This is a genomic window from Virgibacillus sp. NKC19-3 (assembly GCF_019837165.1).
GTDB classification, from domain to species: Bacteria; Bacillota; Bacilli; order Bacillales; family Amphibacillaceae; genus Virgibacillus_L; species Virgibacillus_L saliphilus.
Window position 1 is genome coordinate 1,682,803 of record NZ_JAGYHC010000001.1, and the last position, 25,545, is coordinate 1,708,347.

The following is a 25,545-nucleotide window of genomic DNA, read 5'->3' on the forward strand; positions in this document are numbered from 1 at the left end:
TGAAAGTGGTTTTGTTTTATGGTACACTCTATAGTGTAGATTTGATGCGTAACATGTATAATCAATAGTTTACCATATCTTTTAATGTATTTTGATGCATAGAAAGGAAGTAATTATGATTACAAGAAAAAGTAAGCGAGAAATTGAAAAAATGCAAGCTGCAGGTGATTTACTTGTTCAAGCACATAAGGAAATTGCTAAGATGATGAAGCCGGGTATTACTACAATGGAAATCGATACATTTATAGAGAAATATTTAGCTGAACACGGAGCTACTCCGGAGCAAAAGGGATTTAATGGTTATCCATATGCTATTTGTGCGTCAATGAATGATGAGATTTGTCATGGTTTCCCTAGGGAAGAAAAATTAAAAGAAGGGGACATCGTAACCATTGATATGGTCGTCAATTTAGATGGAGGTTTAGCCGATTCTGCATGGACCTATGCTGTAGGAAATGTGGATGAAAAAGGAAAACGCCTGATGGAAGTGACAAAAACATCATTAGATAAAGCGGTTGAACAAGCAAAAGTTGGAAATCGTATCGGTGATATTGGTCATGCCATTCAAAGTTATGCGGAAGGGGAAGGGTTTTCGGTAGTACGTGATTTTACCGGACATGGTATTGGGCCAACATTACATGAAGAACCAAATATTCCGCATTTTGGTCTCCCGAACAAGGGACTTCGTTTAAAAGAAGGCATGGTTATTACCATTGAACCGATGATCAATGAAGGCAGCTGGCAAAGCCAGATGGATACGAATAACTGGACAGCCAGAACTGTTGACGGAGGACGATCTGCACAATATGAACACACAATTGTAATTACAAAAGACGGTCCGCTTTTGACAACGGATCAGGATAAGTGAGTTCCCCTTAGCTGCGTGTAGTGTGTTTTCTGGAGCGAGGTTTATTATATTATTACTCCAATTCAATTGGAAGAATCGCAGCCGATATCAAAAAAGTAATGGTTACTTTAACGGCAAAGCATTAGAAGAAGGGGAATATTGAGGATAGCAAGCCATGTATGAATAAAAAGGTTGCCTGCTGGAAATTTCCGTAGGCAACCTTTTTCGTACACGTCTTTTCGCCAGAGTTGTTGCTTTTATGTCATAGGCACAACCGTTTAGAAAATACTTCGTGTAAAGCTCATGCACCATAGTTAACTTTTCAATGATCTGCCTCCAAATATAATGGTAATGATAGGACTGATTAAACAAAAGAAAGCAAATGGTAGATATGTGAGTACGGGAACATTGAGTACATCTGCGATAAAGACGCCACATACACTCCAGGGAACGAGTGGGTTGATGACAGTCCCGGCATCTTCTAGCGTTCGTGAAAGCGCCTTTTTGGAGAGCCCAGCTTTTTGATAAACGCCCTTATATGTTTCCCCTGTAAGCATAATGGAAAGATACTGTTCCCCGATTAATACGTTTACCCCAATGGCAGTTGCTGCAGTTGAAACAATAATGGTTCGTATTTTCTTGAGTTTTTCCTGAAAAGCAGCCAAAATACTTGGAATAATTCCGGTTACAAACAGGAGTCCGCCAAATCCCAAAGCTAAAATAACGAGAGATACCGTAAATAGCATGCTATTTATGCCACCTTTTGTTAATAACTCATTCACTGGCTCAAATTCTGTTGTAGCTGTGTATCCATTAAACCAAATATTCCATATTTCCGTCCATCCAAGTCCGCTCGTGATGCCTGCAAGTAATGTGGCAATCGAGCTACTGATACCCAGGGCAATAAATGCAGGTATCTTAAAAATGGTACAGATAACCAATATAAGTAAAGGAATCCATGACGTCCAATGGATGAGGTTGGTTGCGTCCAGCGCTGCTTGATAGTGATTTCCACCTTGTGTTGAAACGGCCTGATCCGGTGATAATAGCACAAATAAAATAAAAGCGATTATAAATGCCGGAATGGTAGTTAAACTAATATGTTTAATATGATCAAACAAATCCACCCCTACAATCGTCGATGCCAGATTGGTGGTATCAGATAATGGAGACATTTTATCACCGAAGAAAGCACCTGAAACAATCGCACCAGCTGTGATCGCCATAGATGCATCCATTGCACTGCCCATTCCAATAAAAGCGACACCAATTGTTGCCGTTGTTGTCAGGGAACTTCCGAGCGAAACGCCAATAATGGCTGTAATAGCAAATACGATTCCATAAAACCATGTACCACCAATAAAAGAAAACCCTACATTGATTAAAGCAGGAATGGTACCGCTAATCATCCAGCTGCTGATTAGAATTCCGATTAATAAAAATAAGAAGACAGCACCCATACCGGATTTTGCTCCGGTGATCATAGCTTCCTCCAGCGCTTTAAATGGAATTTGCCGTATTAATCCATACGCAACAAGAATGAATATACCAAGTAGTATGGGAATATGTGGATCTGTTCCTAATTCGACGATAAAATAACTAATTAAACCAATAATGACAATAAAAAAGATAATTGATTCTGTAACTGAAGGGTTATATTTCGGTTTGACCGGAAACATGCGTAAATCTCCTTTCTTCTTAAAATAAAAAAGCTCCATCCCTACATAGGGACGAAGCTCATTCTCCGCGTTACCACCCTGGTTGATGAACATGATCGTTCAACCACTCTCGTAAAATCCGTTATCGTGAATGTGTAATTCAATTATTTTCTGCCAAAGCTTGCACCAACCGCTCCGTCTCTTTAACTGCCTTTTAAAAATAACCTACTTCGCATTCTTGGATCATCGTATTCTTTTTTGTGACGTGATTAATATTGAATATACACGGTAAGTTGACCGTATGTCAACATTAATTTTCAAGGCATGGCTTTTTTATTTTTAAAAAATCAGATATAATAGTCTATAATTTTGGTTCAAGGGGGATAGGAAATGGGAACGAATGCAGCTGAAAATCAACATACAACACCATCTATACATATGTTCAGAAAAGGGCTTACAACCGGATTTCCCATTATGCTTGGTTACCTGCCAATTGCGATAACGTACGGAGTTCTAGCGAAACAGGCAGGGATGACTTTATCCGAATTAACGCTGATGAGCGTCATGGTTTTTGCAGGAGCCAGTCAGTTGATGGGTGCGAATATGATTGCTGTTGGCGCGGGTGCGTTGGAAATAATTATTGCCACATTTGTACTGAATTTTCGGCATTTTGTAATGAGCTTGTCTTTTATGAATCAATTGCGAAGCATCAGCTTAAAATGGAAGGCTCCATTGTCATTGGGATTAACAGATGAAACATTTGCTGTGGCTGCTTTAAATTCGAAAGAAGCAAAAATGGAAAAGGGCGTTCTTTTTTATACTGCAATTATTTTAATGGCTTATTTGTCATGGGTTTTCGGTTCTTTTCTAGGCGGAGTACTAGGGGAAGTTATTCCGGATCGATTGAGTCAGAGTATGGGAATTGCATTATATGCGATGTTTATCGGTCTATTAGTTCCTTCGGTGAAGAAAGAGCTAAAAGTTGGCTTTATTGCAATTATAGCGATGTTGATTAATACAATCTGTGTCTATTTGGGGATGAGCACAGGATGGGCTATTGTATTTGGTACGATTATTGGGGGAGCGAGTGGAATCTATTTACTAAAGGAGGAGCGGTCATGATTTTCTTCATTATTATTGGAATGTCGCTTGTTACCATGATCCCAAGGGTGATTCCTGCATTTGTTATCGATAAATTAGTATTTCGTGAGTGGATAAATCGCTGGTTAAATGCAATCCCCTATGCAGCTTTGGGGGCCCTTATTTTCCCGGGAATTTTATCCGTTATTCCGGATCGGCCGTACATTGGATTAATAGGGGGATTGTAGCCATTGGACTGGCATATATCGGTTTAAATGTTATCCTGGTAGTCATTGGAGGAATTATTACTGTATTTCTATTATCCATGTGATCTGGATAGGAATACGTATGTAAAACAGTTAAACAGGCTGTCCGCCCGTGACTGCCTGTTTAGTTATAATATGGTTCAATATGAATATGCGCGTACGTGATATGATATTGGTTGGCCAAATAATTTTCAATACGGTCTGTAATATCATGGCTTTCTTGAACATTCAATTTGGGATCCACCAGAATCGTAATTTCAATAAACGATTGATTACCATGTATACGACCTTTAATATCAACCACTTCTTTTACGTCCGGATCCTTGGAGATACTTGATTGTATTTGTTCAATTTTTTTCTCGTCAAAGCCATCTGTCAGCGTGTGCGTCGCATCTTTAAATATATCCCAGGCTGTCTTGCAAATAATGATTCCTACGATTAATCCTGCTAACGGATCTAACCAGAAAAGGCCAAATTGTGCTCCTATAATACCGATAAATGCACCAATACTTACTAATGCGTCGGAACGATTGTCCTGTGCTGCTGCATATAAAGCACTGCTTTCGGTTTTTCTGGCGAGCTGTACATTGTAGAAGTAAACGAGAAACATAACCAGTGCAGAGCCAAGTGCAACCCAGGCTGTTAGCAAATCAGGCTTTATAGATTCTTGTTCTATTACTTGTTGAATGGTGTTAAAAATAACCTGTAATCCAATAAATATCATAATAAACGCTGCAAATAAGGATGCAACGGTTTCTGCTCGATAATGTCCATAATGATGGTCTTCATCAGGCGGTTTTCTAGAAATTTTTAGGCCGACTAGAACGGCAATGGATGCCACCACATCGGTGGAATTATTTAAACCATCCGCACGTAAGGCTTCTGAATCGCCAATCTCGGCAACAATCAATTTAACAATGGCTAGAATGATATAAGCGCCAATACTAAGCCAAGCCCCTTTTTCTCCTCTTTTTAAGTTATCTGTATGATTCATAGTATAGCCTCCCGTGATCTTTAACATTCTAACAAAGGAGTATGTGGTGGGTCTAGAGAAACATTCAAGCAGCATGTTTAATGTATTGGAAAAGACAAAGTAAGTTTAGTATGGGAAAAATAAACAAGGGACATACGGACATTTACCTAAATTTAAAAATATACGTATTTTATATTGCAATTATTTGAAAAATCTAAGATAATAGGGAAAAGGAACAAAGGGGGCGTGTTCCGTGAAAAAGGAAAAGCGGCTGTTGCGATATTATCGCTATGAGGGAGAAATCCTTAAAGCCAGAAAAGAAATCCCGTTTGAATTTAAACTTACAGCGCGAATGATGTTAGATGAACAATGTTTTATATGGAATAAGGAAAAATTGGAAAAAGCAATTAATAATGCTATTGAAACTGGAAATAAACAGGAATTTATAAACTTAAGTGAATTGTTCAAGCAGTATGTATGGGAATAATACCAGATGCAAATAGCCTTGCCTTTGTTGGGCAAGGCTATTTTACTGGATAAGCGTAGCCGGAGAGGCGATAGAAAATGATTACGAAAACGATTTAATAAACGATGGTTTCATTATTTTAATCTCCATAAAATTTGATACAATAGAATGAGATTGAAACCAAGTACATAGGGAGGATAAGATAATGGATTATCGCATAGAAAAAGATACATTGGGAGAGATACATGTACCTGCAACTAAATATTGGGGTGCGCAGACACAGCGGAGTAAGCAAAATTTCCCAATCGGAAATGAACAAATGCCAACAGAAATTATCAAGGCATTTGCGATATTGAAGAAAAGTGCGGCAAAAGCTAATAACGACCTTGGCCTACTCGATAATAAAAAAGCAGAGGCTATTTTCTATGCAGCTGACCAAATTCTGGATGGTAAATTAAATGATCATTTTCCATTGGTGGTTTGGCAAACAGGTAGTGGTACACAATCGAATATGAATGTCAATGAAGTGATGGCATATGTAGGCAATCTATGGCTGGAGGATGCTGGCAGTGATTTAAAACTTCATCCAAATGATGATATCAATAAATCACAGAGTTCCAATGACACCTACCCAACAGCCATGCATATCGCTTCTGTTTTAAAACTGGAGGATACCGTACTTCCGGCTGTGCGCACATTAAAAGATACATTAAAAGTAAAAGTCGATGCATTTGAGGATATTGTAAAAATTGGACGGACACATTTGCAGGATGCAACCCCATTAACACTCGGGCAAGAGATAAGCGGATGGCATCGCATGCTGGAAAAATCCGAAATGATGATTAATGAAAGCACGCATTATTTAAGGGAGCTTGCTATTGGTGGAACGGCAGTAGGGACAGGCTTAAACGCACATCCAGATTTTTCAGAGAAGGTTTGTGCGGCAATTAATACATTTACAGGGAAAAATTTCATCTCCGCACCAAATAAATTTCATGCATTAACAAGTCATGATGAAACTGTTTATGCGCACGGATCATTAAAAGCACTGGCTGCAGATATGCTGAAAATAGCCAATGATGTTCGTTGGTTGGCAAGTGGCCCTCGTAGTGGTATTGGAGAAATTACGATCCCGGCAAATGAGCCTGGTAGTTCCATTATGCCAGGGAAAGTAAACCCAACACAGAGTGAGGCAGTAACTATGGTAGCAGCTCAAGTAATGGGAAATGATGCAACCATTGGTTTTGCAGCAAGCCAAGGGAATTTTGAATTAAATGTATTCAAGCCAGTGATTGCTTTCAACTTCTTGCAATCCTGTCAAATTTTGGCAGACAGCATTCTTTCATTTGATGAACGCTGTGCTCAAGGCATTGAACCAAATCACGAGCAAATCGAAAAATATTTAAACGATTCATTGATGCTTGTAACTGCATTAAATCCGCATATAGGCTATGAAAATGCAGCTAAAATCGCAAAAAAAGCATTTAATGATAATACCACGCTTAAAGAAACAGCGGTAGAACTGGGATTGCTGACTGCAGAGGAATTTGAAAGATACGTTAATCCTGAAGAAATGACATATCCAAAATAAAGAACAACAGCGGAAGCGCCCGGTTAGTAATGTACAAACCGGGTCATTCCGCAACAGTATTAGATGAATTTGACCTATCGCCCATTAACGGCTACTGCATTATCCGTCATCAAACTTGATAATTCCTATGTAAAAAATGTAAAACGGCTGTCCATCCTTTCATGATGGGACAACCGTTTTTTTGAACAATTTACCAACGATAATTTGTGATAAGTTACAGTAATTTGCTCACACTATTGATTACAGGGAGGTGAAAAACATGGCTAATAACAATTCAAATCAACTAGTTGTACCTGGCGTACAGCAAGCACTTGATCAAATGAAAACTGAAATTGCTCAAGAATTTGGCGTTAATTTAGGCGCTGATTCAACTTCACGCTCTAACGGGTCTGTTGGTGGTGAAATCACGAAAAGACTTGTTCAAACTGCTCAACAACAAATGAATGGACAACAATAATAATAACGATGGCTATTAGAGGTATCAACCTCTAAGTGATAGAGGGAGAGCTCACCGAAGCTTTCCCTCTATTTTAATATCCAACACAAAGATCACACGAACTGAAATAAATTGCTTACTGCTCATTTCTGGGCTTTATCATCTTTTTGGCTGAAACTAGAGTATACGCTTCCTATGCTAAGTTTGGCAATGTTTGTCATTTTTAATGAAACACTTTTGTATTGTCCAACCCTCTAATAAAAATTATCTTATCCGTAATTCTGTTTCCTGATCAAAGAAATGAGCGCCGTTTAAATCAAATGCCAAATCGATACTGGCACCACCCTTTATATCTGATCTTGAATCGACTTTTGCCACAAAGTCCTGCCCTTTTACTTTTGAATAAAGATATGTTTCTGCCCCCATTAATTCCGCAACGTCAATTTCTGCTGTAATTTTAGTTTCTGGTGAAGCATTAAGAAATGCTGGCTCATCATGAATATCTTCCGGGCGAATGCCAAGGGTCACCTTTTTGCCAACATAACCCTGATCACGCAACGTTTTCATTTTACCTTCCGGGACCTTTATTTTTATTTCTTCTAATTCGAAATGTCCTTCCGTTAATTCTCCGGTAAGGAAGTTCATAGATGGGGAGCCGATGAATCCGCCAACAAATATATTTTCAGGGTTATCATAAACCTCTTTCGGTGCACCAACTTGTTGGATAAATCCGTCTTTCATGACAACAAGTCGGGTTGCCATGGTCATTGCCTCTGTTTGGTCATGGGTTACATAGATTGTGGTTGTTTTTAAACGTTGATGAAGCTTTTGAATTTCAGCACGCATTTGTACACGTAGTTTAGCATCCAGGTTTGATAATGGCTCATCCATTAAGAATACCTTGGCATCCCGAACAATAGCACGTCCCAAAGCTACACGCTGACGTTGACCTCCTGATAAAGCTTTTGGTTTACGATCCAGGTATGATTCCAAACCTAAAATTCCAGCAGCATTATTCACACGTCTTTCGATTTCATCTTTCTTAAATTTGCGAAGTTTTAATCCGAATGCCATGTTATCATAAACGTTCATATGTGGGTACAATGCATAGTTCTGGAAAACCATAGCAATGTCACGATCTTTCGGTGCAACATCATTCATTTTCTGGTCATCAATATATAATGCACCCTCTGAAATTTCCTCCAGGCCTGCAATCATTCGTAATGTTGTTGATTTCCCGCAACCAGATGGTCCAACAAATACGATAAACTCTTTGTCTGTAATATCTAAATTAAAATCATCTACTGCAGTAACTTTCTTGTCATAGGTTTTTTGTATATTTTCCATACGTAATTCAGCCATTGTAAATCTCCTCCATTTATGTAAACGATTTATTAACCTAATTGTATAAAAGGAAGGACAAATAAGGAATAGGAAACATGCCCAAATATATCACTTGCTTTTGTGCATGTTTGCTAGTAATGCTAAATAAACAACCATTGCCTGGTTAAATTGGCGTACATCCATATCTGTTTTTTCGATAAATTTATCCAATCGATATTGCAGACTATTGCGATGCATATATAATTCTTTCGCTGCAAGGGATACATTTAAGTTGCATTCGATAAAAGTTTTGATTGTATGTAGGACGTCTTCATCTGTTGCAAATTCTTTTAGTACGATTGCAGTTATTTCACGCTTTAATTTTACATCTACTTGATCAAGTAGGTTATAGGTAATAGCATCGGTATAAGTAATAACTGATTTATCCGAGTATGTAAATGCTATTTCAGCTCCTTTTAGAAACAAATGGTAATAGCGGTGTATATCCTTTAGATTATCTAAATAAGGACCAACCAGGAATTTAATTTTTACATAGAGGTCACTCATTAATACATCAATAATTTGTCCATAGGAAATGTTCTCTTCTGTTTCAGCTGTTTGTTCTTCAATGATGATGCCTTCATTTTCGTTTTCCCATAAAATGGGGACGGATTTTGTAAAAAATGCATCGAGTGCCTCTTTAAATGATTTGGGATCTGTCTGGTTTTTCTTAATGGAAAAATAGACAAAACGATAAGGTGTTACTGCTTCGTTTTGGGCACCATTATTTATGCGTTGTTTCCATGTCTTTTCATTTTCTGTAGGTACGGGAAATTGTATATCATAGGGTGTTAGAAAAGCAGTTAAGATCGAAATATCTTTGGTTGTTAATTCGTCTTTATCAATACCGATAATGTTGTTCATATCGGTAATGAACCATTGATAATTGTCATTTATGTTATGGTCATGATCGTTATATTTAATCATTGATGGAAAAATGTTTTGCAATTGGTTAAGCATGTTAAAACCTCTTTTTGGTAGGCTGTTTTCTAAAAAGAATTAATGTTTTCGACACAAAAGATAGAAACTGCGACGTAACTTGAAGTATGATGCCCCCGCTCCGGTAATACATTTCGCTTTCCGCGGGCGGCTGGTGAGCCCTCTCATGCTAACGCACTTCGAGGTCTCACCTAGGCCTTGCCTCCCGCAGGAGTCTCCATGTATTTCCTCCGCTGGCAGTGAGTTTACTGTATTATTAACGAAGCAGTTTCATGCTGTCAGTAGTCCGGGTGAGTGGAGGGCAATCGACTCCTGCGGGAATAGCACGTGTCCGAAGACCCCGCAGGAAGCGGTTTTCTTCCGAGGAGGCTGAGGCCGTGCCCTAAGGTCCGCGATTGCCCGTAACGATCCCGGACGGTGGCAAATATTGCACACTACGTCGCAGTTTATATCAACTACGAAGATTTAAAAGCAATAATACTTACGAAAAGAGCCTTTTTGTTTTAGAAAAGAAATATCTGATTTAATAGATCTTTCACGAATTAGTATACATGAATCTTTACGTTTGTTATAGTTATTTTTAGAATAACTTAAGGAGGTAATGTCGTGCCAAATATTTATGATAGTGCATATGACTTAGAAAAAGCAATTCGTGAAAGTGATGAGTTTAAAAATCTGCAAGTAGCCTATGAAGCGGTGATGGCTGATGAATCTGCTAAGCAAATGTTTAACAATTTCCGTGATACCCAAATGAGTTTACAGGAAAAACAAATGCAGGGACAGGAAATCACCGAAGAAGAGGTACAAAAGGCACAACAGGTTGTCGAACTCGTTCAACAACATAGTGAGATTTCCAAATTAATGGAAGAGGAACAGCGATTGAACACAGTAATCAATGATGTGAGTCGTATTATTACTGCACCATTAGAAGAGCTGTACGGCAATCCGGAAGAAACAACAGAATAATAAAAAGAAACTTACAGGATTTGATTCTGTGAGTTTTTTTATTGCCTATGAAATTATAAAATGATTTGCTTGGGCATAACGTATTATTGATTAATGGCTACGTCCAGCTACAAGCGCCAAAAACGAGGAGATAACACGAGAGCTCCCTACGATAAAGAAGACTTGGCGACTGACAGGCCAACAGGCGCAGGCAGAGCCATAGTCGCACTTATGCCTGTGGCGAAAGTCATGATCGGTTCACTTGACAAAGGAAGGCCAACTAAGAACGGCCTTGCCGGCCAACGCACGGCTCCCCTGATGCAGGGGCATGATTCCTTTTCGCTTTCCAAGCATAAGATTCACGTAGATTTTCGCCATTCATTGGCGACAAGTCACGTTCATCTAATCTCAGTTGCAACGCGGGGGTCTCTACGTTTTAAAAAGGCGCTTTTCGCTTTTGTTCTTCTTAGCAGGGTTATGCAAAACAGTGTCGAATAGGTTAAAGGAGATAGACATTAAAAGGAGTTGTATTTATATTGGACACGGTAATATTGGAAAGCTATAACCATACTTCGTTTATTTATTTGAATCGCCCAGAGCGCTATAATGCATTTAACAAAAAAATGCTGAAAGAATTATGGAACGTCTTGGAAACGGTTGAGAAAAATGATGATAAAATTGTTATGTTAGCCGGATATGGAAATGCCTTCTCTGCTGGTGGAGATGTCGGGATGATGAAGGATTTTGCGGATAAGGAATTCTTTGATGATGTCATGAAGACGATTGGAAAAATTGTACTAAAACTCTATATGATGCCAAAGATTGTTCTTTCCGCGGTTCATGGGTCTGCTGCCGGATTAGGTCTTAGTTTAGCTTTGACGGCAGATTACGTCATTGCTCAACATGAAACGAGGTTGGGGATGCTATTTCTTGGAATCGGTTTAGCACCAGATGGTGGAGGTCATTTTTTACTGAAAGAGCGTCTTGGCACGAATAAGGCCAAGCAGTTCACATGGAACTTGAAACAAGTCGATGGGCAACAGGCAATGGCAATGGGACTTGTTGATATATTGACAGACAAACAAGTAGTTAAAGAAGCAATAGATATCGGACAAAAGCTTCTGGATATGCCATTAACGGCAATGCTTAAAACAAAAATGATATACCATATGAAGCAAAGAAAACTACTCGAGTATTATGTAGAGGAAGAAAGAAAAGCACAATGGGAACTGAGACATACGATGGACCATCAGGAAGGTGTACAGGCATTTTTAGAAAAAAGAAAGCCGGAATTTAAAGGGGAGTAAACGAAAAACGACTTCACTAAAAAATGGCTGAAGTCGTTTTAACTTTCTTACCGATGAAATAATATTAATTTGGCATCTGACGTTACACATCGGTGAGTATACTCGCTGTATCCTTCTTTTTCCAATCGTGATTGACCAATTTCCTTTGCTTCGTCAACGCTTCCCGCCTCAAAGGACTCATCCAGTAATTTTTCACCAGTTTGAGAGAAGACAGTTAATGCATATGATTTCAATGGAAAACCCTCCTTGGCCTGCTTTGTATTATATATTCTTGATTCATTCCAAAAAATCCTGCTTCAAGTCTAAATGAGAAAACATTTATCTTCAAAAAACGAAACTATTCATAAGTCAAAACGTATAGTATTATTGTTGACAGGTAAGTACGCATAGGGGCAGGTTTTGGCATCCGTCGTTAAAAGTGTGGGCATGCCAGGGTTTTTAATCGGGAAGGAGAGAGAAAGTTGACATTGAAAATCAAAGATGTAACAAAGCGGTTTGGTAATCATATGGCGGTCGACCATTTATCACTTGAAATACCAGAGAAAGAAATGTTTGGTTTTTTAGGCGGAAATGGAGCAGGAAAGACAACGACCTTCCGCATGATCTTAGGACTACTGGACATTACAGAAGGGGAAATTTCCTGGAATGGGGAGAGGATTAATTATGATAAAAGTCATTTGATCGGTTACCTGCCGGAAGAGAGAGGACTTTATCCGAAATTAAAGGTAAGAGAGCAAATTGTTTATCTTGGCAAATTACGAGGAATGCGTAAAGATGCGATAATCACTGAACTAGAGGCATGGCTCAATCGATTCAAAGTACCGGAATACATGGATAAAAAAATAGAAGAATTATCGAAGGGAAACCAGCAAAAAATCCAATTTATTTCGGCGATTATCCATAAACCAAAATTACTAATCTTAGATGAGCCGTTTTCCGGCCTCGATCCGGTTAATGTAGAAATGTTGAAAGAAGCTGTGATTGACTTGAAAGAAAGAGGAACATCGATTGTATTTTCATCCCATCAAATGGAGCATGTAGAGGAGTTATGTGAGCACTTATGCATTCTACATAAAGGTAAACCAGTAGTTCAGGGGACGTTACCGGAGATAAAACGAGCTTATGGCAGGAAGAGCTTAGTTATTCATGCTGATTTTCCGTTAGAATTTTTACAGGATTATCCCGGTATCGTTAGTTATAAAAGGGTAACAGAAGGCTGTGAGTTGGAGATTGAAAATGAGACAGTCGCGCGAGGTGTCTTTACGGAATTGCAAGGAAACGGATTTGTTCGTAAATTTGAGCTTGAAGAGCCCACGTTAAATGATATTTTCATTGAGAAAGTTGGTGCTTCTTATGAATAAATTCTGGATCATACTGTCACATACGTATATGACACGTGTGAAAACAAAGGCATTTTTAATTAGTACGATCATCACACTATTATTTATGGCTGGAGTCGCTAATATTCAACCAATTATGGACGCCTTCTCGGATGGGAGCAAAGATCAGATTGCTGTCATAGACGAATCGGGAGAGTTATTTGATCCTTTAAGCCAACGTATGGAACAAACAGATGAAAATGTAGAACTTGTTTTATTCGATGATACAGAAGAAGAGGCGAAAACAGCTGTTCAAGAGGAAGAATATCAGGCGTTAATAGTATTAACATTAAACGATAATCAATTACCCGAAAGCATCTATTTCGCAAATGATATTTCGGACAGCGGTAATCAAATGGTTATTGAGCAGCAACTGCAGCAATTAAAAGTAGCATTGTCCACACAGCAAGCGGGTATTGATGCGGAGACATTAGAGGAAATATATGCACCGGTGATGTTTGAGACGGTAGCATTAGATGAAACGGCTAAAACTTCAGAAGAGCTCAATCAAACGAGAGGAATTGTCTATATCATGCTTTTTGTCTTATACCTTGCAATCATTATTTACGGACAGATGATAGCAACGGATGTAGCAACGGAAAAGTCATCAAGAGTGATGGAAATTCTGGTATCCAGTGCTCCTCCTGTAACGCATATGTTTGCAAAGATTGCCGGTATAGCGTTACTGGGATTAACCCAAGTAGGTTTATTTGTTGGAATCGGGTATGCGTTAATTATGTCCAAACAAGAGGCATTGACAGGGGGGTTTTTGAATATCTGGGGATACAAGATGGTTCTATATCGGTATATATTTATGCGTTTGTGTTTTTTATACTTGGCTACTTGCTATATGCAACACTTGCAGCAATGCTTGGCGCACTGGTCAGCAGAGTAGAAGACGCAAATCAAATGATGATGCCAATGATTTTGTTAATTATGGTTGCATTTTTCATTGCGGTTTATGGCTTGAGTATTCCAGATTCTGCACTTGTTAAGGTAACTTCCTTTATTCCGTTTTTTGCACCGATGATCATGTTTTTACGTGTCGGAATGCTGGATATTCCAGCATGGGAAGTCGTCTTATCTATTGGATTATTAGTAGGAACTATTGTTCTGTTGGCGATTATCGGTGCACGTATATATAAAGGTGGTGTTCTCATGTATGGGGGAACGAACTCGTTAAAAGATGTGAAAAGAGCATTTACGTTATCGAAGAAGGAATAGAATTTAGTAAAAGGTCACTTGTGAGTGGCCTTTTGATTTCGAACGTGCATTCGCTATTCGTTTTTGCTAAAATAAGAGGGAAGAATAGAGGTGTAAAAAATGGCGAATCAAATTTCATTTATCCATGCAGCAGATCTGCATTTAGATAGTCTGTTTAAAGGATTAGCAGGTGCGCCTGATCATATTTTTCAGGAAATACTGGAAAGTACATTTACTGCGCTTGACTATTTGATCCAGGTCGCGATTGATAAACAGGTTGATTTCGTGCTTATAGCAGGTGATTTGTTTGATAATGAAAAACAAAGCTTAAAGGCACAGGTACGCTTGCGACGCGCTTTTGAAAAACTTGAATCCCATGACATACATGTTTATGCGTCGCATGGGAACCATGATTACATAAATGGAAACATGCATCCGGTTACCTATCCGGATAATGTGCATATTTTTCCGGATGAGCAGGTGAGGCAATTTGTGTATCATAAAGATGATCAAACAGAGGTGGCTATTTATGGATTTAGCTATGAAAATCGTGCAGTATTAACGAAGAAAGTGGATGAATATAGGGTGACAGATCCTTCTATTCCATACCACATCGCCATGCTACATGGGAGTGTTCAAAGTAATACAGAACATGATACTTATGCCCCTTTCCAAGTTCAAGATTTAGTGGAATATCCCTTTGACTACTGGGCACTTGGTCATATTCATCAGCGAGAGATATTAAAACAAGATCCGCCGATTGTTTATCCTGGAAATATTCAGGGGCGACATCGAAAAGAAACCGGTGAAAAAGGCTGCTACCATGTTGTACTAACAGAAACAGGTGCTGACATGACTTTTATTCCACTTCAAGCCATACGATTTCATATACTAACGGTTGATGTATCGATGTGCAATGAAATTCATCAAATCGAAAATAAAATTCAAGAAGCGTTGAAAAATTGCGTTTGCTCTACACCAATGCTTATTGATCTGACGTTAACCGGCGACAATTCAAAGCTCAAGGAATGGGAGAATGAAAACGATCTTGACGAAGTTATCGAACTTGTTAATGAAACACGAACCCATCAACAAAATTGGAAGTTTATTTTCAGATATTCCTTGGAAACGTATCATTCTTTGTTAGATACAGATTTATATAAAGGCGAACATTTCATTGGAGAATTAGCTCGTCATTTTGAAGAAGTAGCGATCCAGCCTTTTTTGAAAGAATTATATCAGCATAAACAAGCGCGAAAATATATCGAACCATTAAACCAAACAGATGAGGAGTTCGTAAAAACACAAGCAAAGCAACTATTATTCATGGAGCTACTTAAAGATTGAGGTGAGTTAGGTTGAAGTTAATGCATGCAACGATTTATGGTTTTGGTAAATGGGTTGATTATGACATTGATTTTACGAGTGAATCCGTTCAAATCATCTATGGAGAAAATGAATCTGGGAAAACAACCTTGCAGAAGTTCATTCTTTTTATGTTATTTGGCTTACCACCGAAACAGCGTGCTTTTTACCGTCCAAAAACAAGCGGGAAAATGGGTGGTAGATTGACCATTGTTGATCCGATCGAAGGAACATATACAATCGAGCGACTGGATGAGGTCAGAAATGGTGCGGCAATATGTTTCACTGATGATGGACAAGAACATGATGAAACGTGGTTAAAAGATCGTTTGAATGGGATGACATACAGCACGTATCAATCCATTTTTTCCTTCTCGGCTTTCGATTTACATGCACTTACAGAAATGAAAGAGGATGATTTTGGGGAAGTGTTGCTCGGTATTGGTTTAACCGGGTCAAATAATATTTATGCGATTGAAAAAAAGTTAGATAATCAAATTGGCGAGTTATTCAAGCCCTATGGAAAAAAGCCAGTAATGAATCAGCAACTTGAGGTATTGAACGAACGCTTTAAACATTTACATACGTTTCAAGCTGAGGAGGCGCAATACCGGGAAAAGAAAGCAAAAGCAGCCTCCTTAACAGATGAAATCAATACATTGCATCATGAGCTGCAACAGGAAAAAAAGAACCTGCTTTCGATAGAAAAGCATCAGCATGCATTACCGATTATTCATGATTATCATCATTGCTCCAAACAATTGGCAAGCTATCCTGCTGACATTGATTTCCCTGAAAATGGTGTCGATCGTCTGGAAAAAGTAAATGAAAAATTACTTCCTTTAACGAGTGAACTTGCTGCCTGGGAAGATAATCAAAAACAGTATCAGGAAAAAATATCAGCCCTAAAAGAAGAGCTGGAGAATAAATCTGTTCACAACCATGGGCAAGAACTACTCCGAAAAAAGGAACAATATAAACAAAATGAAAAGGACCTGGAAAGACTGCAAGCCGCAATCCATAAGAAAGACATGCAAATAAATGCAGGACTTGATGAATTGAATATCGCGTTAAACGCAGTTGATTTAGCTTCTATTGAATTTCCTTTTTATATCGAGAAAACATGGAATCAGCTGAAAAATGATGCCGATCAGCTGCACTTAGAAGAAAAACAATTGCAGCAAGAGAGAAACCAGGCAAAACAGCAACGAAATTATGTGATTAATCAGCAGCAAGAACTGGAAGAAGGATTGCTAACGGAGGAACGTTACCATGAACTGCATGAAAAAATAAATGAACAAAAAGAACATGATGTATTACAAAAGCTAAAACGTTATGCTGCCGATAAACGAAATGAATGGGAGGAAATCAAACAGGCGACAGACAAGAAAAGTAGGAATCTTTTGCTTGCAAGCATCTTATTCTCGTTATTGGCAGGTATAGGCGGGATCATTACAAATAGTATATGGATTTTCTATCTTATACCACTATTTGTTATCATCGGCATCGGGGGATGGCTATGGGGGAGAAGCACCATCACAAATATAGAAAATATGTTACTCCAAGAAAATCCCCAAGCACCTGCAATGCAGGCGACAGATGAAGAAAGAGAAGAGGCAGAAAGGTTACTTGCTCTCCATGATAAATATGCCAATGAATTACAGTCTTTAAAAGAACAATTAAAGGCTATCGATATCCAGTTTATTCAATGGGATGAAAAGCGTCGAATACATGTGGAGAGGGAAGAAGAATTAAATGCGCGAATAGCTGCCCAACACGAAACTTATCCATTTTTACGTGACATCGAAATCAGTTACTGGCCTGAATGCTTTCATCATTTGAGGCGCCTTTTAAACTTAGATCAAGAACGCCGGCACAATGACAGAGAATTCTACCAACTACAAGTAACCCAAGAAGAGATACGCCAAGAAGCTAATGCGTTTTTACAATCAACAAAATGGGAAACTCCTGCTACAACGATGGATGATGCATTTGCAACGATTGAACGGTTAATAAATACGTATCAAACTGCAATGAAGCAGTTGGAAAACTACGAAAACTTAATTGCAGAAAACAGGCAACAACAACGCGCTCTCAAACAAAAGATGCGCACGTATGAAAAAGAAATAACGGCTTTACTGGACATCGCGCAGGTAGAAAGTATCGATGCATTTTATAAGAAAGCAAAACAATTGGAGGAGAAACAAGAGATTGAAGCAACCATCAAACAGAGTCTTGAACAGCTTAGTGTGACCTTTTCACAAGCTGCTTTGAAACAAGCGCTTGAAGAAAACAATGATCAAGATACAATGGAAATCATGCATCAGCAATCGCAATCTAAAATTGATCAAGTGGAATTAAATATCAATGAAAAACGGCATCAACTTGCTGAAATAAATGCAACACTTAAGACATTGGAATCATCTGAGTCGCTTTCTGAAACGGCCCATCGATTTCAAATGGAGACGGAGTATTTAAATAAACAGGCGAAACAATGGGCTATTGTAAAGACAGCGAAGGAAATGCTTATCGAAACAAAGCGTAACTACCGGAATAAATATATAAATAGAGTGATCGATCAAGCGACCCACTATTTTGAAAAAATAACAGGAAACGCATATATCAAGATTTATGCGCCTACTGCTAATAGGCCATTTCAAGTAGAAGCAAATGATCATCTACGTTATACAGTGAATGAATTATCTCAAGGAACCATTGATCAATTGTATATTGCACTACGGATAGCAATAAGTGAGATAATGAGTGACAGGCATCAATTACCATTTATCATTGATGATGCGTTTGTACATTTTGATACCATGCGTACAAATCGGATTATGGAAATTATGGAGGAAATCGCCAAAGAGCAACAAATGATCATTTTTACGTGTAAGGACGAAGTGGTTGAATGTTCAAAAAGTGCTGAAATTATGCGTTTGGGGAATACAGTTCGCATAAATGAATAAATAATGATAAACTATTTTTAGAAATTATGCAGATGGAGGGACATCCATTGCCAGAGAAAAATGAGGCCAAAAACTGGGAAAAATATGATGATACGATTCAACGATTCATTCAAGTCATTGCAAAAAACATGAATTTGTATGGCATTACACCCTCTGTAGGACGATTATATGGCGTCTTGTATTTTTCCGGTCAGCCGATGACACTGGATGATATGCGAGAAGCATTGGTAATGAGTAAAACAAGTATGTCAACAGGGGTCCGAGCATTGAGCGAGATGAGAATGGTAGAATCTACCTTTAAAAAAGGAATTCGTAAAGACCTGTACGAATCAGAAGAAGACTGGTATAAATCCTTCACTTCTTTATTTGGTAATCGCTGGCGTCAACAAACAGAAACAAATATTGAAGAGGCGGAAGAAACCATCGCTGTGTTATATGAGCTATGGGATGAAACAGACGATGAGGAGTTAAAAGTTAAAATAGAAGATGATGTAGAAAGACTCCATTATGCAAAAAATTATTATGAATGGTTAATGAAATTCATTAATGTCATGGAATCTGGAGAGATTTTTAACTATATTCCAAAAAACCAATAAACATTACTGTAGGGATTGACATAAAAGAATAGGTTTGCATGCAATGAAATGATTGCATCAGCCAATTTTTCGTCGGTCTCTTTTTATTTAACAGGGGAAGGAGTTTTTTCAATGGGAAGGGGAATTGGATATACTGCCGTTGGCGATTCATTTGACGGTTATATGTTAATTAAAGAAGCGACAAAAGGTGTTGCAAGCAATGGAAAGCCTTTCTTAACCTTAATATTAAGAGATGCTACAGGTGAAATTGATGCAAAGCTTTGGGATGCATCCAAGGAGGATGAAACCGTATTTATACCGGAACAAATTGTTAGACTTAGCGGTGAAGTTAATCAGTTTCGCGGGAGAGCACAACTGAAAATCAAGTCTGTACGTCTTGCTCAACCTACAGATGGCGTTCGTGTCTCAGACTTTGTTGAAAAAGCTCCAGTTGAAAGGGAAATTTTATCGGAACGGTTAACGGAGGTCATTTTTGAAATGGAGAATCCGGTAATGCAGCGAATTGTCCGTGCATTTATTACAAAGTATCAAGAAGGAATATTAACGTACCCCGCGGCTTCTAAGAATCATCATGAATATGTCTCCGGACTGGCTCATCATATTGTAAGTATGCTTGCCATTGCCAGAGAATTACATAATCTATACCCGGAACTTAATAAAGATTTATTATATGCAGGAATTATATTACATGATCTCGGTAAGCTAAAGGAACTATCTGGTGTAGTGACAACAAGCTATACAACAGAAGGGAAACTGTTGGGGCATATCCCGATGATGGTAGAAGAAATCGGGCAAATGGCAAAAGAACTGCAAATGGAAGGAGAAGAAGAGGTGTTAATTTTACAACATGTCGTGTTAAGTCATCATGGAAAAGCAGAATGGGGGAGCCCAAAGCCGCCATTAGTTCGTGAAGCGGAAATCCTGCATTTCATCGATTTAATAGATGCGAAAATGAATATGTTAAATCGGGCATTGGATAAAGTTAAACCAGGTGAATTCACCGAGAGATTATTTGCTATGGATAATCGGGCATTTTATAAACCCCTATTTGAAGAAAAATAAGGTCATTTTTTCGCCTCTTTGTACATATATATGGGATTATGAGGATGGACAAGGGGGGCTGTATAAATGATACTTGGATTACCTTGGTGGGTTTTTGTTATGATCATTTGCATATTTCTAAGTGGTTTTATGGCGTTTAAAGCAATGCAGACAGATCGACGTCTCCAGAAACAGTCTATTGAACGTGAGGGGAAGGTATACATGGATCGCATAGCAGCAGAGCGCCAGTATAGAAATGAACAAAGAAAACGGCAAATGTCCGATTAAAGGAGAGGCTAGGACAAAAGTATTTTTAACAAATAGATTCCGAACATACATCGCTTCGGAAATATACTTCGCGCACCTTAGGGCGGCTGGTGAGCCCCCTTGTGCGCTTCGTGTTGCAAGTGGCTTCGAGGGGCAGCACTCCTCGCAAAAAAAGATTGCTATCGCACTTCGGTGTCTCACCTATGCCTTTCCTCCCGCTGGAGTCTCCGCATATTCCCTACGCTAAGTTTGATAATGTTCGTCTTTTTAATGAAACACGTTTGTTTTGTCCCAGCCTCATTAACTTGAACCGAAGGGTTGCAAAATATTAGCCCTCCGCGCCCTCATCATTATTCTCTTCTGTTTCAGCATCATCTGATTCCGTATCTTCAGATTCACCTTCCGATTCTGTATCACCGGATTCTTCCGGGTTTTGCTGTGCTTCTTCCGGTGGATCAAACAAGCCTTCAAATTCGTCAAGTTTCACATCTATATTTGCATTTTCCATTAATTCGCTTATTTTTTGTTGTGACTCGGCTGGATCTATTTGTTCAAGCGCCAGATCCTCACGAATACTGTCTTTCATATCTTCATATTCGCCAATTGATTCTTCTGCCTCACGTTTATCATTTACTTTAATAATATGAAATCCGTTCTCTGTGGCAACGGGGTCACTAATTTCTCCCTCTTCCATGCTGAAGGCTGCTTCTTCAAATGGAGGTACCATATCACCTACAGAGAAATAACCAAGATCGCCACCGTCTTCTGCGCTACCATCAATAGAATATTCACTGGCTAGCTCTTCGAAATCAGCGCCATCATCGAGTTGTTCCTTTACTTCACTCGCTGTTTCTTCATCTTCAACTAAAATATGTTGTGCGTCAATTTCTGTATTCCTGCGATCATATTCTTCCTGAATTTCTTCTTCTGGAATGTCTACATCTTCTGTAAGAGCTTGCTGCTGTAGCATACTAATACGTACTACTTCTCTGTATTCATCCTCATCTGTGATACCTTGTTGCTGAAGTGCCATATCAAATTGATCGCCAAGCTGATCTTTTGTAGCTTGTACTTCTTCATCGACTGCATCTTCGTCTACTTCATAGTTCTCTTCTAATACCTGCACGGTTACTAATTCCTGCAATAAGGCTTCACCATGACGGTCCTTTAACTCCTGATAAAACTCGTCCTGCGTAATCGTTCCTGCATCTGATTCAACAACTGCTTCATCTCCTGAATCAGAGCATGCTGCTAATGTGAATACGCCTGCTGTAATTGTTACAGCCATTGCCAGTTTTTTCATTCTACGAACACTCCTAATCTTATTATCACATTTTATGAACATATAAATAAATATACCATATTTTTGTGGCAGAAAAGTAGTTTTTATGTATAATTAGACCATTACATTTAAAACGCGTATATAGCCATTTACAAGTAAGATGAAAAGCATAAAATTAATGACCCGAAAAAACTTTCTCTGCTCTGCTATTTTCATTTCCATGATGCGGCAGAATTTATCATTTAATACGTTAAAAATAAGCAAGACAGCTAGCCCGAAAATAATAAAATAAAAAATCAATAAAAAAACCTCCCCCCAAAAGGTGCTTAGAAGCTTTAGACCAAAGCCGCTCCAGAAATATACTTCGCATACCTAAGGCGGCTGTCGGAGGCTCACCTATGCTTTTCCTCCCGCTGGGTCTACGTATATTTCCCCCGCTCAGCGGTATATCATTCGTCTAAGAGTTACTAATTTTTACTATCGTCCAAAGCACCTAATATTTCTCTATATATAAATATAACTTTACCAAAATATTAACAAGATGAACAGTGTGGATTTGAAATTGAAGGGAATAAAAATATGGAAGAGGCTCGGAGCAAGATCGTTGCGGCTCCATTTGAGGGAGGTGGGGATGTATATTTGGCGTTTAGTAGACCGTGTTCGGCATTCAATGCGTGCATATCGGGTTTCAACATTCAACGTTCGGCGTTCGTTGATTCTGTTTCGGGCTTCAGAGCTTGGACTTCGGCATTCGATGGACTACGTTCGGTATTTGCGCCTGGAATCGAGTTTCAGCGCATCGGATTCTTATTCTATGGTACATGGCTGGGACGGAACGGGTATATGCATGTATCATAGAATCATTCTATGGTACATGGAAAGGGGTAAAATTAGCATATCATGTACCATAGAAAGCACGCAGATTTAGGTTTCAACACTTAGACGACGATACTATCTATTTTCGCATCGTGATACCGGCTATGGTTAGGCTTCATGTCCCACACAGCAAAAAGATAGAACCGGGATGACGCAACATCCCGGTTCTATCTATTATTCTTCTCTTGGAATACCGTCAAGCCATTCGTCAACTTGATCGGGGTTATTTTCAATATATTCTTGGACCACATCAGCGGGATCCTGTTCTTCTTGGTGAACTTTTGGCATCATTTCTTCAATCATTTCATAATTCTCATCATATTGTTCTAGCACTTTATAAGCTCGTGGGGCGTCTTCTTCCAGATCATTACGGGCAACTGTATAAATTTGGTCGCCGTCCCCGCCGTATATTTCTTGTGGATCTTCAAGCATTTTCAAATCCATTGTGCCAAAGGCCCAATGTGGTTTCCACAATGGTACTACAATAGGTTCTTCATTATCAATGGCTGCTTGAAGTTGCGTAAGCATTGCTGCTTCGGAGCTTGCTGTCAATTCCCAATTATCCAAACCATAGTCTTCTATAACTTCCTGCGTATTTTCCATGATGCCAGCACCCGGGTCTATTCCGACAATTTCCCAATCGACGGATTCGCCAAGTTCCTCATTGTCCTTTAGATCCTCTATGGTATTTACATCTTCCATGTAACTTGGGACAGTTAAGGCGAGTGGTGCACTATCAAGTACTTGTTTGACTTGCGTAATATCTTCTTCATATTGTTCCCAGTACGATGCGTGCGTTGCTGGAAGCCATGCGGACGTATGGAAATCAGCTGAACCATCAGCAACACTAGACCACATCGCCCCAGCCTCTACTTGTGACAATTCAACATTATAGCCCACCATCTCAAGCAGGGCACCCAACATATGTGTACTAACTGTTTCTCTTGCCCATGCCACGTATGGTTGGGTCAAATCTTCCTGACCTATTTCAGGTCCTTCACTTGTCTCCTCAGAGCCCTCATCAGCAGAGGCATCATTGCTTGTTTCCTCGCTGTCATCCCCACCACATGCTGCTAAAAATAAGATAAGAATCAAGACGAAAAAACCCGAGATAAATTTAAATTTACGATTTGTAAATATGATAAAAACCCCCTTCATTAATATTTAGATTTGCGTATGTAACAGTTCTATAAAGTCAAGAACATTGTTAGTGTTTAACTATACGGCAGCACTAGTTAAACCAGCAAATTCACATAACTGCTTTTCATCATATCAAACTAGCAGCTATCATCAAAATGAGTATTTCCAAGCTATCAAGCTTATACAAAAATCTAAGGAAGATAGGGCCTATTAAATGAATATATTGAACTATTTTCATTTTATTTTTAAAAATAACCCGAAATTCACTATATTCTCTTTAATATCATAAAAAAGTTAACAAATAGAAGTTTACTAAAGGAAAATAGAGGTATTTTAAGCATGTACAAATTAAATGAACAGCATTTTATGATTATACAATTGAGTAGAGGAAGAAATTGATTTTGGACTTTGATATTGTAGCTCTGGAACGCTTATACTAATTAATAGTTTAAAAGTTGGAAACGAATAACCAAGGAGGAGAAACATCATGTTAAAACAAATTTTTGGGGGAATAGCTGTTTTGGCTATGTTGATAGCCTTAACAGCTTGCGGAGAAAACGAGGAAGCTAATGGTGAAAATGCTTCTATTGGCGAAGAACTTGATTATAATATCACAGGAATTGATCCAGGCGCAGGTATTATGGATATGACAATCGATGAAGTATTGCCTGCATATGGTATTGACGACACATGGGAAGTTCAGGAATCCTCTGAGGCTGGTATGTTAGCGGAGTTAACGAGTGCGATAGAAGAAGAGGAGCCAATCATTGTGACAGGCTGGATTCCACATTGGATGTTTTCCAGATTTGATCTGAAAATGCTGGAAGATCCTGAAGGGGCCTTTGGTGGGGAAGAAGATATAAACACCCTTGTACGTCTTGGTTTAGAAAAAGACATGCCTGGTGCATATACGTTCTTCGATCAATTCCAGTGGGAACCGGACCACATGCAAGATGTTATGATGAAAATTGAAGAAGGTCAATCCGAACAGGACGCAGCACAAGAATGGGTGGAAGATAATGAAGACCTGGTAGATTCCTGGACGGAAGGAGTCGAGCCTGGGAACGGGGCGGATGTAAAGATTACATATGTTTCTTGGGCCGATGTGATAGCAAGTTCTAATGTTGTAAAATACGTATTGGAAAATGAATTAGATTATTCCGTTGAATTAATACAAGTGGAACCAGGTCCAATGTTTGCCGGTGTTGCTGATGGTAGTGCAGATGCTACAATAGGTGCTTGGATGCCTACAACACACGCCTCGTATTATGAAGAGTTTGAAGGAGACTTTGAGGATTTAGGGGCTAACCTGACCGGTACACGAAATGGACTAACAGTTCCGGAATATATGGATATTGATTCCATTGAAGATTTAATAGAGGATGATTAAACGAATATATGTACAAATATACGTAGATCGTGAATCCATTTTGATTCGTCTCAAAATGGATTCATTTTTATTTTGTTGCTTTTTTGAAACGTTTTAGAAAAAAGAAGACTATTTTCATCTATTAGTGATTTTACGCTTTTATTCCCTAA

Annotated in this window: 22 protein-coding genes and 2 pseudogenes; 16 read left to right on the forward strand and 8 right to left on the reverse strand. The window is 38.8% G+C overall.

The genetic code is table 11. The annotated features are described in order from the left end of the window. The first annotated feature begins 115 nt into the window (after positions 1-115). The gene (gene map, locus KFZ56_RS08105) at positions 116-868 is read left to right on the forward strand and encodes a type I methionyl aminopeptidase (RefSeq protein WP_222641421.1); all 753 of its coding nucleotides are present in this window, start codon (positions 116-118) and stop codon (positions 866-868) included. 293 nt (positions 869-1,161) lie between these two features. On the opposite strand, the gene nhaC is transcribed toward map, so the two are convergent. Beyond that, positions 1,162-2,526, reverse strand: coding sequence for a Na+/H+ antiporter NhaC (gene nhaC / locus KFZ56_RS08110; protein ID WP_222643943.1), 1,365 nt, complete (start codon positions 2,524-2,526; stop codon positions 1,162-1,164). A gap of 369 nt (positions 2,527-2,895) precedes the next feature. On the opposite strand from nhaC, the gene KFZ56_RS08115 reads away from it, so the two are divergent. Together KFZ56_RS08115 and KFZ56_RS08120 are read left to right on the forward strand one after the other, a co-directional pair. After that, positions 2,896-3,627: an AzlC family ABC transporter permease gene (locus tag KFZ56_RS08115; RefSeq protein WP_222641422.1), complete on the forward strand. Its 732-nt coding sequence runs from the start codon at positions 2,896-2,898 to the stop codon at positions 3,625-3,627. Beyond that, a pseudogene (locus tag KFZ56_RS08120) lies at positions 3,624-3,916 on the forward strand (branched-chain amino acid transport AzlD family protein). Before KFZ56_RS08115 ends, KFZ56_RS08120 begins: the two are co-directional and overlap by 4 nt. A 59-nt stretch (positions 3,917-3,975) precedes the next feature. On the opposite strand, the gene KFZ56_RS08125 reads toward KFZ56_RS08120, so the two are convergent. Beyond that, entirely contained in the window at positions 3,976-4,845 is an 870-nt protein-coding gene (locus KFZ56_RS08125; protein ID WP_222641423.1) for a cation diffusion facilitator family transporter, read from the reverse strand. A gap of 232 nt (positions 4,846-5,077) precedes the next feature. Here KFZ56_RS08125 and KFZ56_RS08130 point away from each other — a divergent pair, with 232 nt between their 5' ends. The 3 genes from KFZ56_RS08130 to KFZ56_RS08140 all read left to right on the forward strand — a co-directional run bounded on the left by KFZ56_RS08130 (position 5,078) and on the right by KFZ56_RS08140 (position 7,338). Further along, the gene (locus KFZ56_RS08130) at positions 5,078-5,311 is read left to right on the forward strand and encodes an IDEAL domain-containing protein (protein WP_222641424.1); all 234 of its coding nucleotides are present in this window, start codon (positions 5,078-5,080) and stop codon (positions 5,309-5,311) included. Between the two features lie 184 nt (positions 5,312-5,495). Next, positions 5,496-6,881: a class II fumarate hydratase gene (gene fumC, locus KFZ56_RS08135; protein WP_222641425.1), complete on the forward strand. Its 1,386-nt coding sequence runs from the start codon at positions 5,496-5,498 to the stop codon at positions 6,879-6,881. A 259-nt stretch (positions 6,882-7,140) separates the two neighbouring features. Beyond that, positions 7,141-7,338: an alpha/beta-type small acid-soluble spore protein gene (locus tag KFZ56_RS08140; RefSeq protein WP_222641426.1), complete on the forward strand. Its 198-nt coding sequence runs from the start codon at positions 7,141-7,143 to the stop codon at positions 7,336-7,338. A 243-nt stretch (positions 7,339-7,581) separates the two neighbouring features. On the opposite strand, the gene KFZ56_RS08145 is transcribed toward KFZ56_RS08140, so the two are convergent. Further along, complete coding sequence (locus KFZ56_RS08145; protein ID WP_222641427.1) at positions 7,582-8,679, reverse strand: oligosaccharide ABC transporter ATP-binding protein MsmX; 1,098 nt, start codon at positions 8,677-8,679, stop codon at positions 7,582-7,584. A 90-nt stretch (positions 8,680-8,769) separates the two neighbouring features. Further along, positions 8,770-9,660: a PucR family transcriptional regulator gene (locus tag KFZ56_RS08150; protein ID WP_222641429.1), complete on the reverse strand. Its 891-nt coding sequence runs from the start codon at positions 9,658-9,660 to the stop codon at positions 8,770-8,772. 585 nt (positions 9,661-10,245) lie between these two features. Here KFZ56_RS08150 and KFZ56_RS08155 point away from each other — a divergent pair. Then, on the forward strand, positions 10,246-10,605 hold the full coding sequence (locus KFZ56_RS08155) for a YlbF/YmcA family competence regulator (protein WP_222641431.1): 360 nt from the start codon (positions 10,246-10,248) through the stop codon (positions 10,603-10,605). 515 nt (positions 10,606-11,120) lie between these two features. Beyond that, positions 11,121-11,891, forward strand: a complete 771-nt coding sequence (locus tag KFZ56_RS08160) for an enoyl-CoA hydratase-related protein (protein WP_222641433.1) — start codon at positions 11,121-11,123, stop codon at positions 11,889-11,891. 47 nt (positions 11,892-11,938) lie between these two features. Here the strand turns inward: KFZ56_RS08160 and KFZ56_RS08165 are convergent, their stop codons facing one another. Continuing rightward, positions 11,939-12,124, reverse strand: coding sequence for a YhzD family protein (locus KFZ56_RS08165; RefSeq protein WP_222641435.1), 186 nt, complete (start codon positions 12,122-12,124; stop codon positions 11,939-11,941). Between the two features lie 228 nt (positions 12,125-12,352). Between KFZ56_RS08165 and KFZ56_RS08170 the strand changes: the two genes are divergently transcribed. The 7 genes and pseudogenes from KFZ56_RS08170 (at position 12,353) to KFZ56_RS08200 (ending at position 20,729) form a co-directional block, all read left to right on the forward strand. Beyond that, positions 12,353-13,252 (forward strand): ABC transporter ATP-binding protein, encoded by a 900-nt coding sequence (locus tag KFZ56_RS08170; RefSeq protein WP_222641436.1) that lies wholly within the window; start codon positions 12,353-12,355, stop codon positions 13,250-13,252. Then, positions 13,245-14,494: pseudogene (locus KFZ56_RS08175) on the forward strand (ABC transporter permease). Before KFZ56_RS08170 ends, KFZ56_RS08175 begins: the two are co-directional and overlap by 8 nt. Before the next feature lie 99 nt (positions 14,495-14,593). Then, positions 14,594-15,820, forward strand: a complete 1,227-nt coding sequence (locus tag KFZ56_RS08180; RefSeq protein ID WP_222641437.1) for a metallophosphoesterase family protein — start codon at positions 14,594-14,596, stop codon at positions 15,818-15,820. A 20-nt stretch (positions 15,821-15,840) separates the two neighbouring features. Next, entirely contained in the window at positions 15,841-18,804 is a 2,964-nt protein-coding gene (locus tag KFZ56_RS08185) for an ATP-binding protein (RefSeq protein WP_255585318.1), read from the forward strand. 47 nt (positions 18,805-18,851) lie between these two features. After that, on the forward strand, positions 18,852-19,400 hold the full coding sequence (locus tag KFZ56_RS08190) for a GbsR/MarR family transcriptional regulator (protein WP_255584938.1): 549 nt from the start codon (positions 18,852-18,854) through the stop codon (positions 19,398-19,400). A gap of 111 nt (positions 19,401-19,511) precedes the next feature. Next, the gene (gene yhaM, locus KFZ56_RS08195) at positions 19,512-20,462 is read left to right on the forward strand and encodes a 3'-5' exoribonuclease YhaM (protein ID WP_222641440.1); all 951 of its coding nucleotides are present in this window, start codon (positions 19,512-19,514) and stop codon (positions 20,460-20,462) included. A 66-nt stretch (positions 20,463-20,528) separates the two neighbouring features. Further along, positions 20,529-20,729: a sporulation YhaL family protein gene (locus KFZ56_RS08200; protein ID WP_222641441.1), complete on the forward strand. Its 201-nt coding sequence runs from the start codon at positions 20,529-20,531 to the stop codon at positions 20,727-20,729. A 307-nt stretch (positions 20,730-21,036) separates the two neighbouring features. Here the strand turns inward: KFZ56_RS08200 and KFZ56_RS08205 are convergent, their stop codons facing one another. The 3 genes from KFZ56_RS08205 to KFZ56_RS08215 all read right to left on the reverse strand — a co-directional run bounded on the left by KFZ56_RS08205 (position 21,037) and on the right by KFZ56_RS08215 (position 23,961). Further along, a complete protein-coding gene (locus tag KFZ56_RS08205) occupies positions 21,037-22,011 on the reverse strand; it encodes a peptidylprolyl isomerase (protein WP_222641443.1) in 975 nt (324 codons plus the stop codon). 93 nt (positions 22,012-22,104) lie between these two features. Next, complete coding sequence (locus KFZ56_RS08210; RefSeq protein ID WP_222644070.1) at positions 22,105-22,290, reverse strand: hypothetical protein; 186 nt, start codon at positions 22,288-22,290, stop codon at positions 22,105-22,107. A 750-nt stretch (positions 22,291-23,040) separates the two neighbouring features. Further along, positions 23,041-23,961, reverse strand: coding sequence for a glycine betaine ABC transporter substrate-binding protein (locus KFZ56_RS08215; protein ID WP_255584940.1), 921 nt, complete (start codon positions 23,959-23,961; stop codon positions 23,041-23,043). 532 nt (positions 23,962-24,493) lie between these two features. Here KFZ56_RS08215 and KFZ56_RS08220 point away from each other — a divergent pair. After that, positions 24,494-25,396: a glycine betaine ABC transporter substrate-binding protein gene (locus tag KFZ56_RS08220; protein ID WP_222641445.1), complete on the forward strand. Its 903-nt coding sequence runs from the start codon at positions 24,494-24,496 to the stop codon at positions 25,394-25,396. Positions 25,397-25,545: the final 149 nt, after the last annotated feature.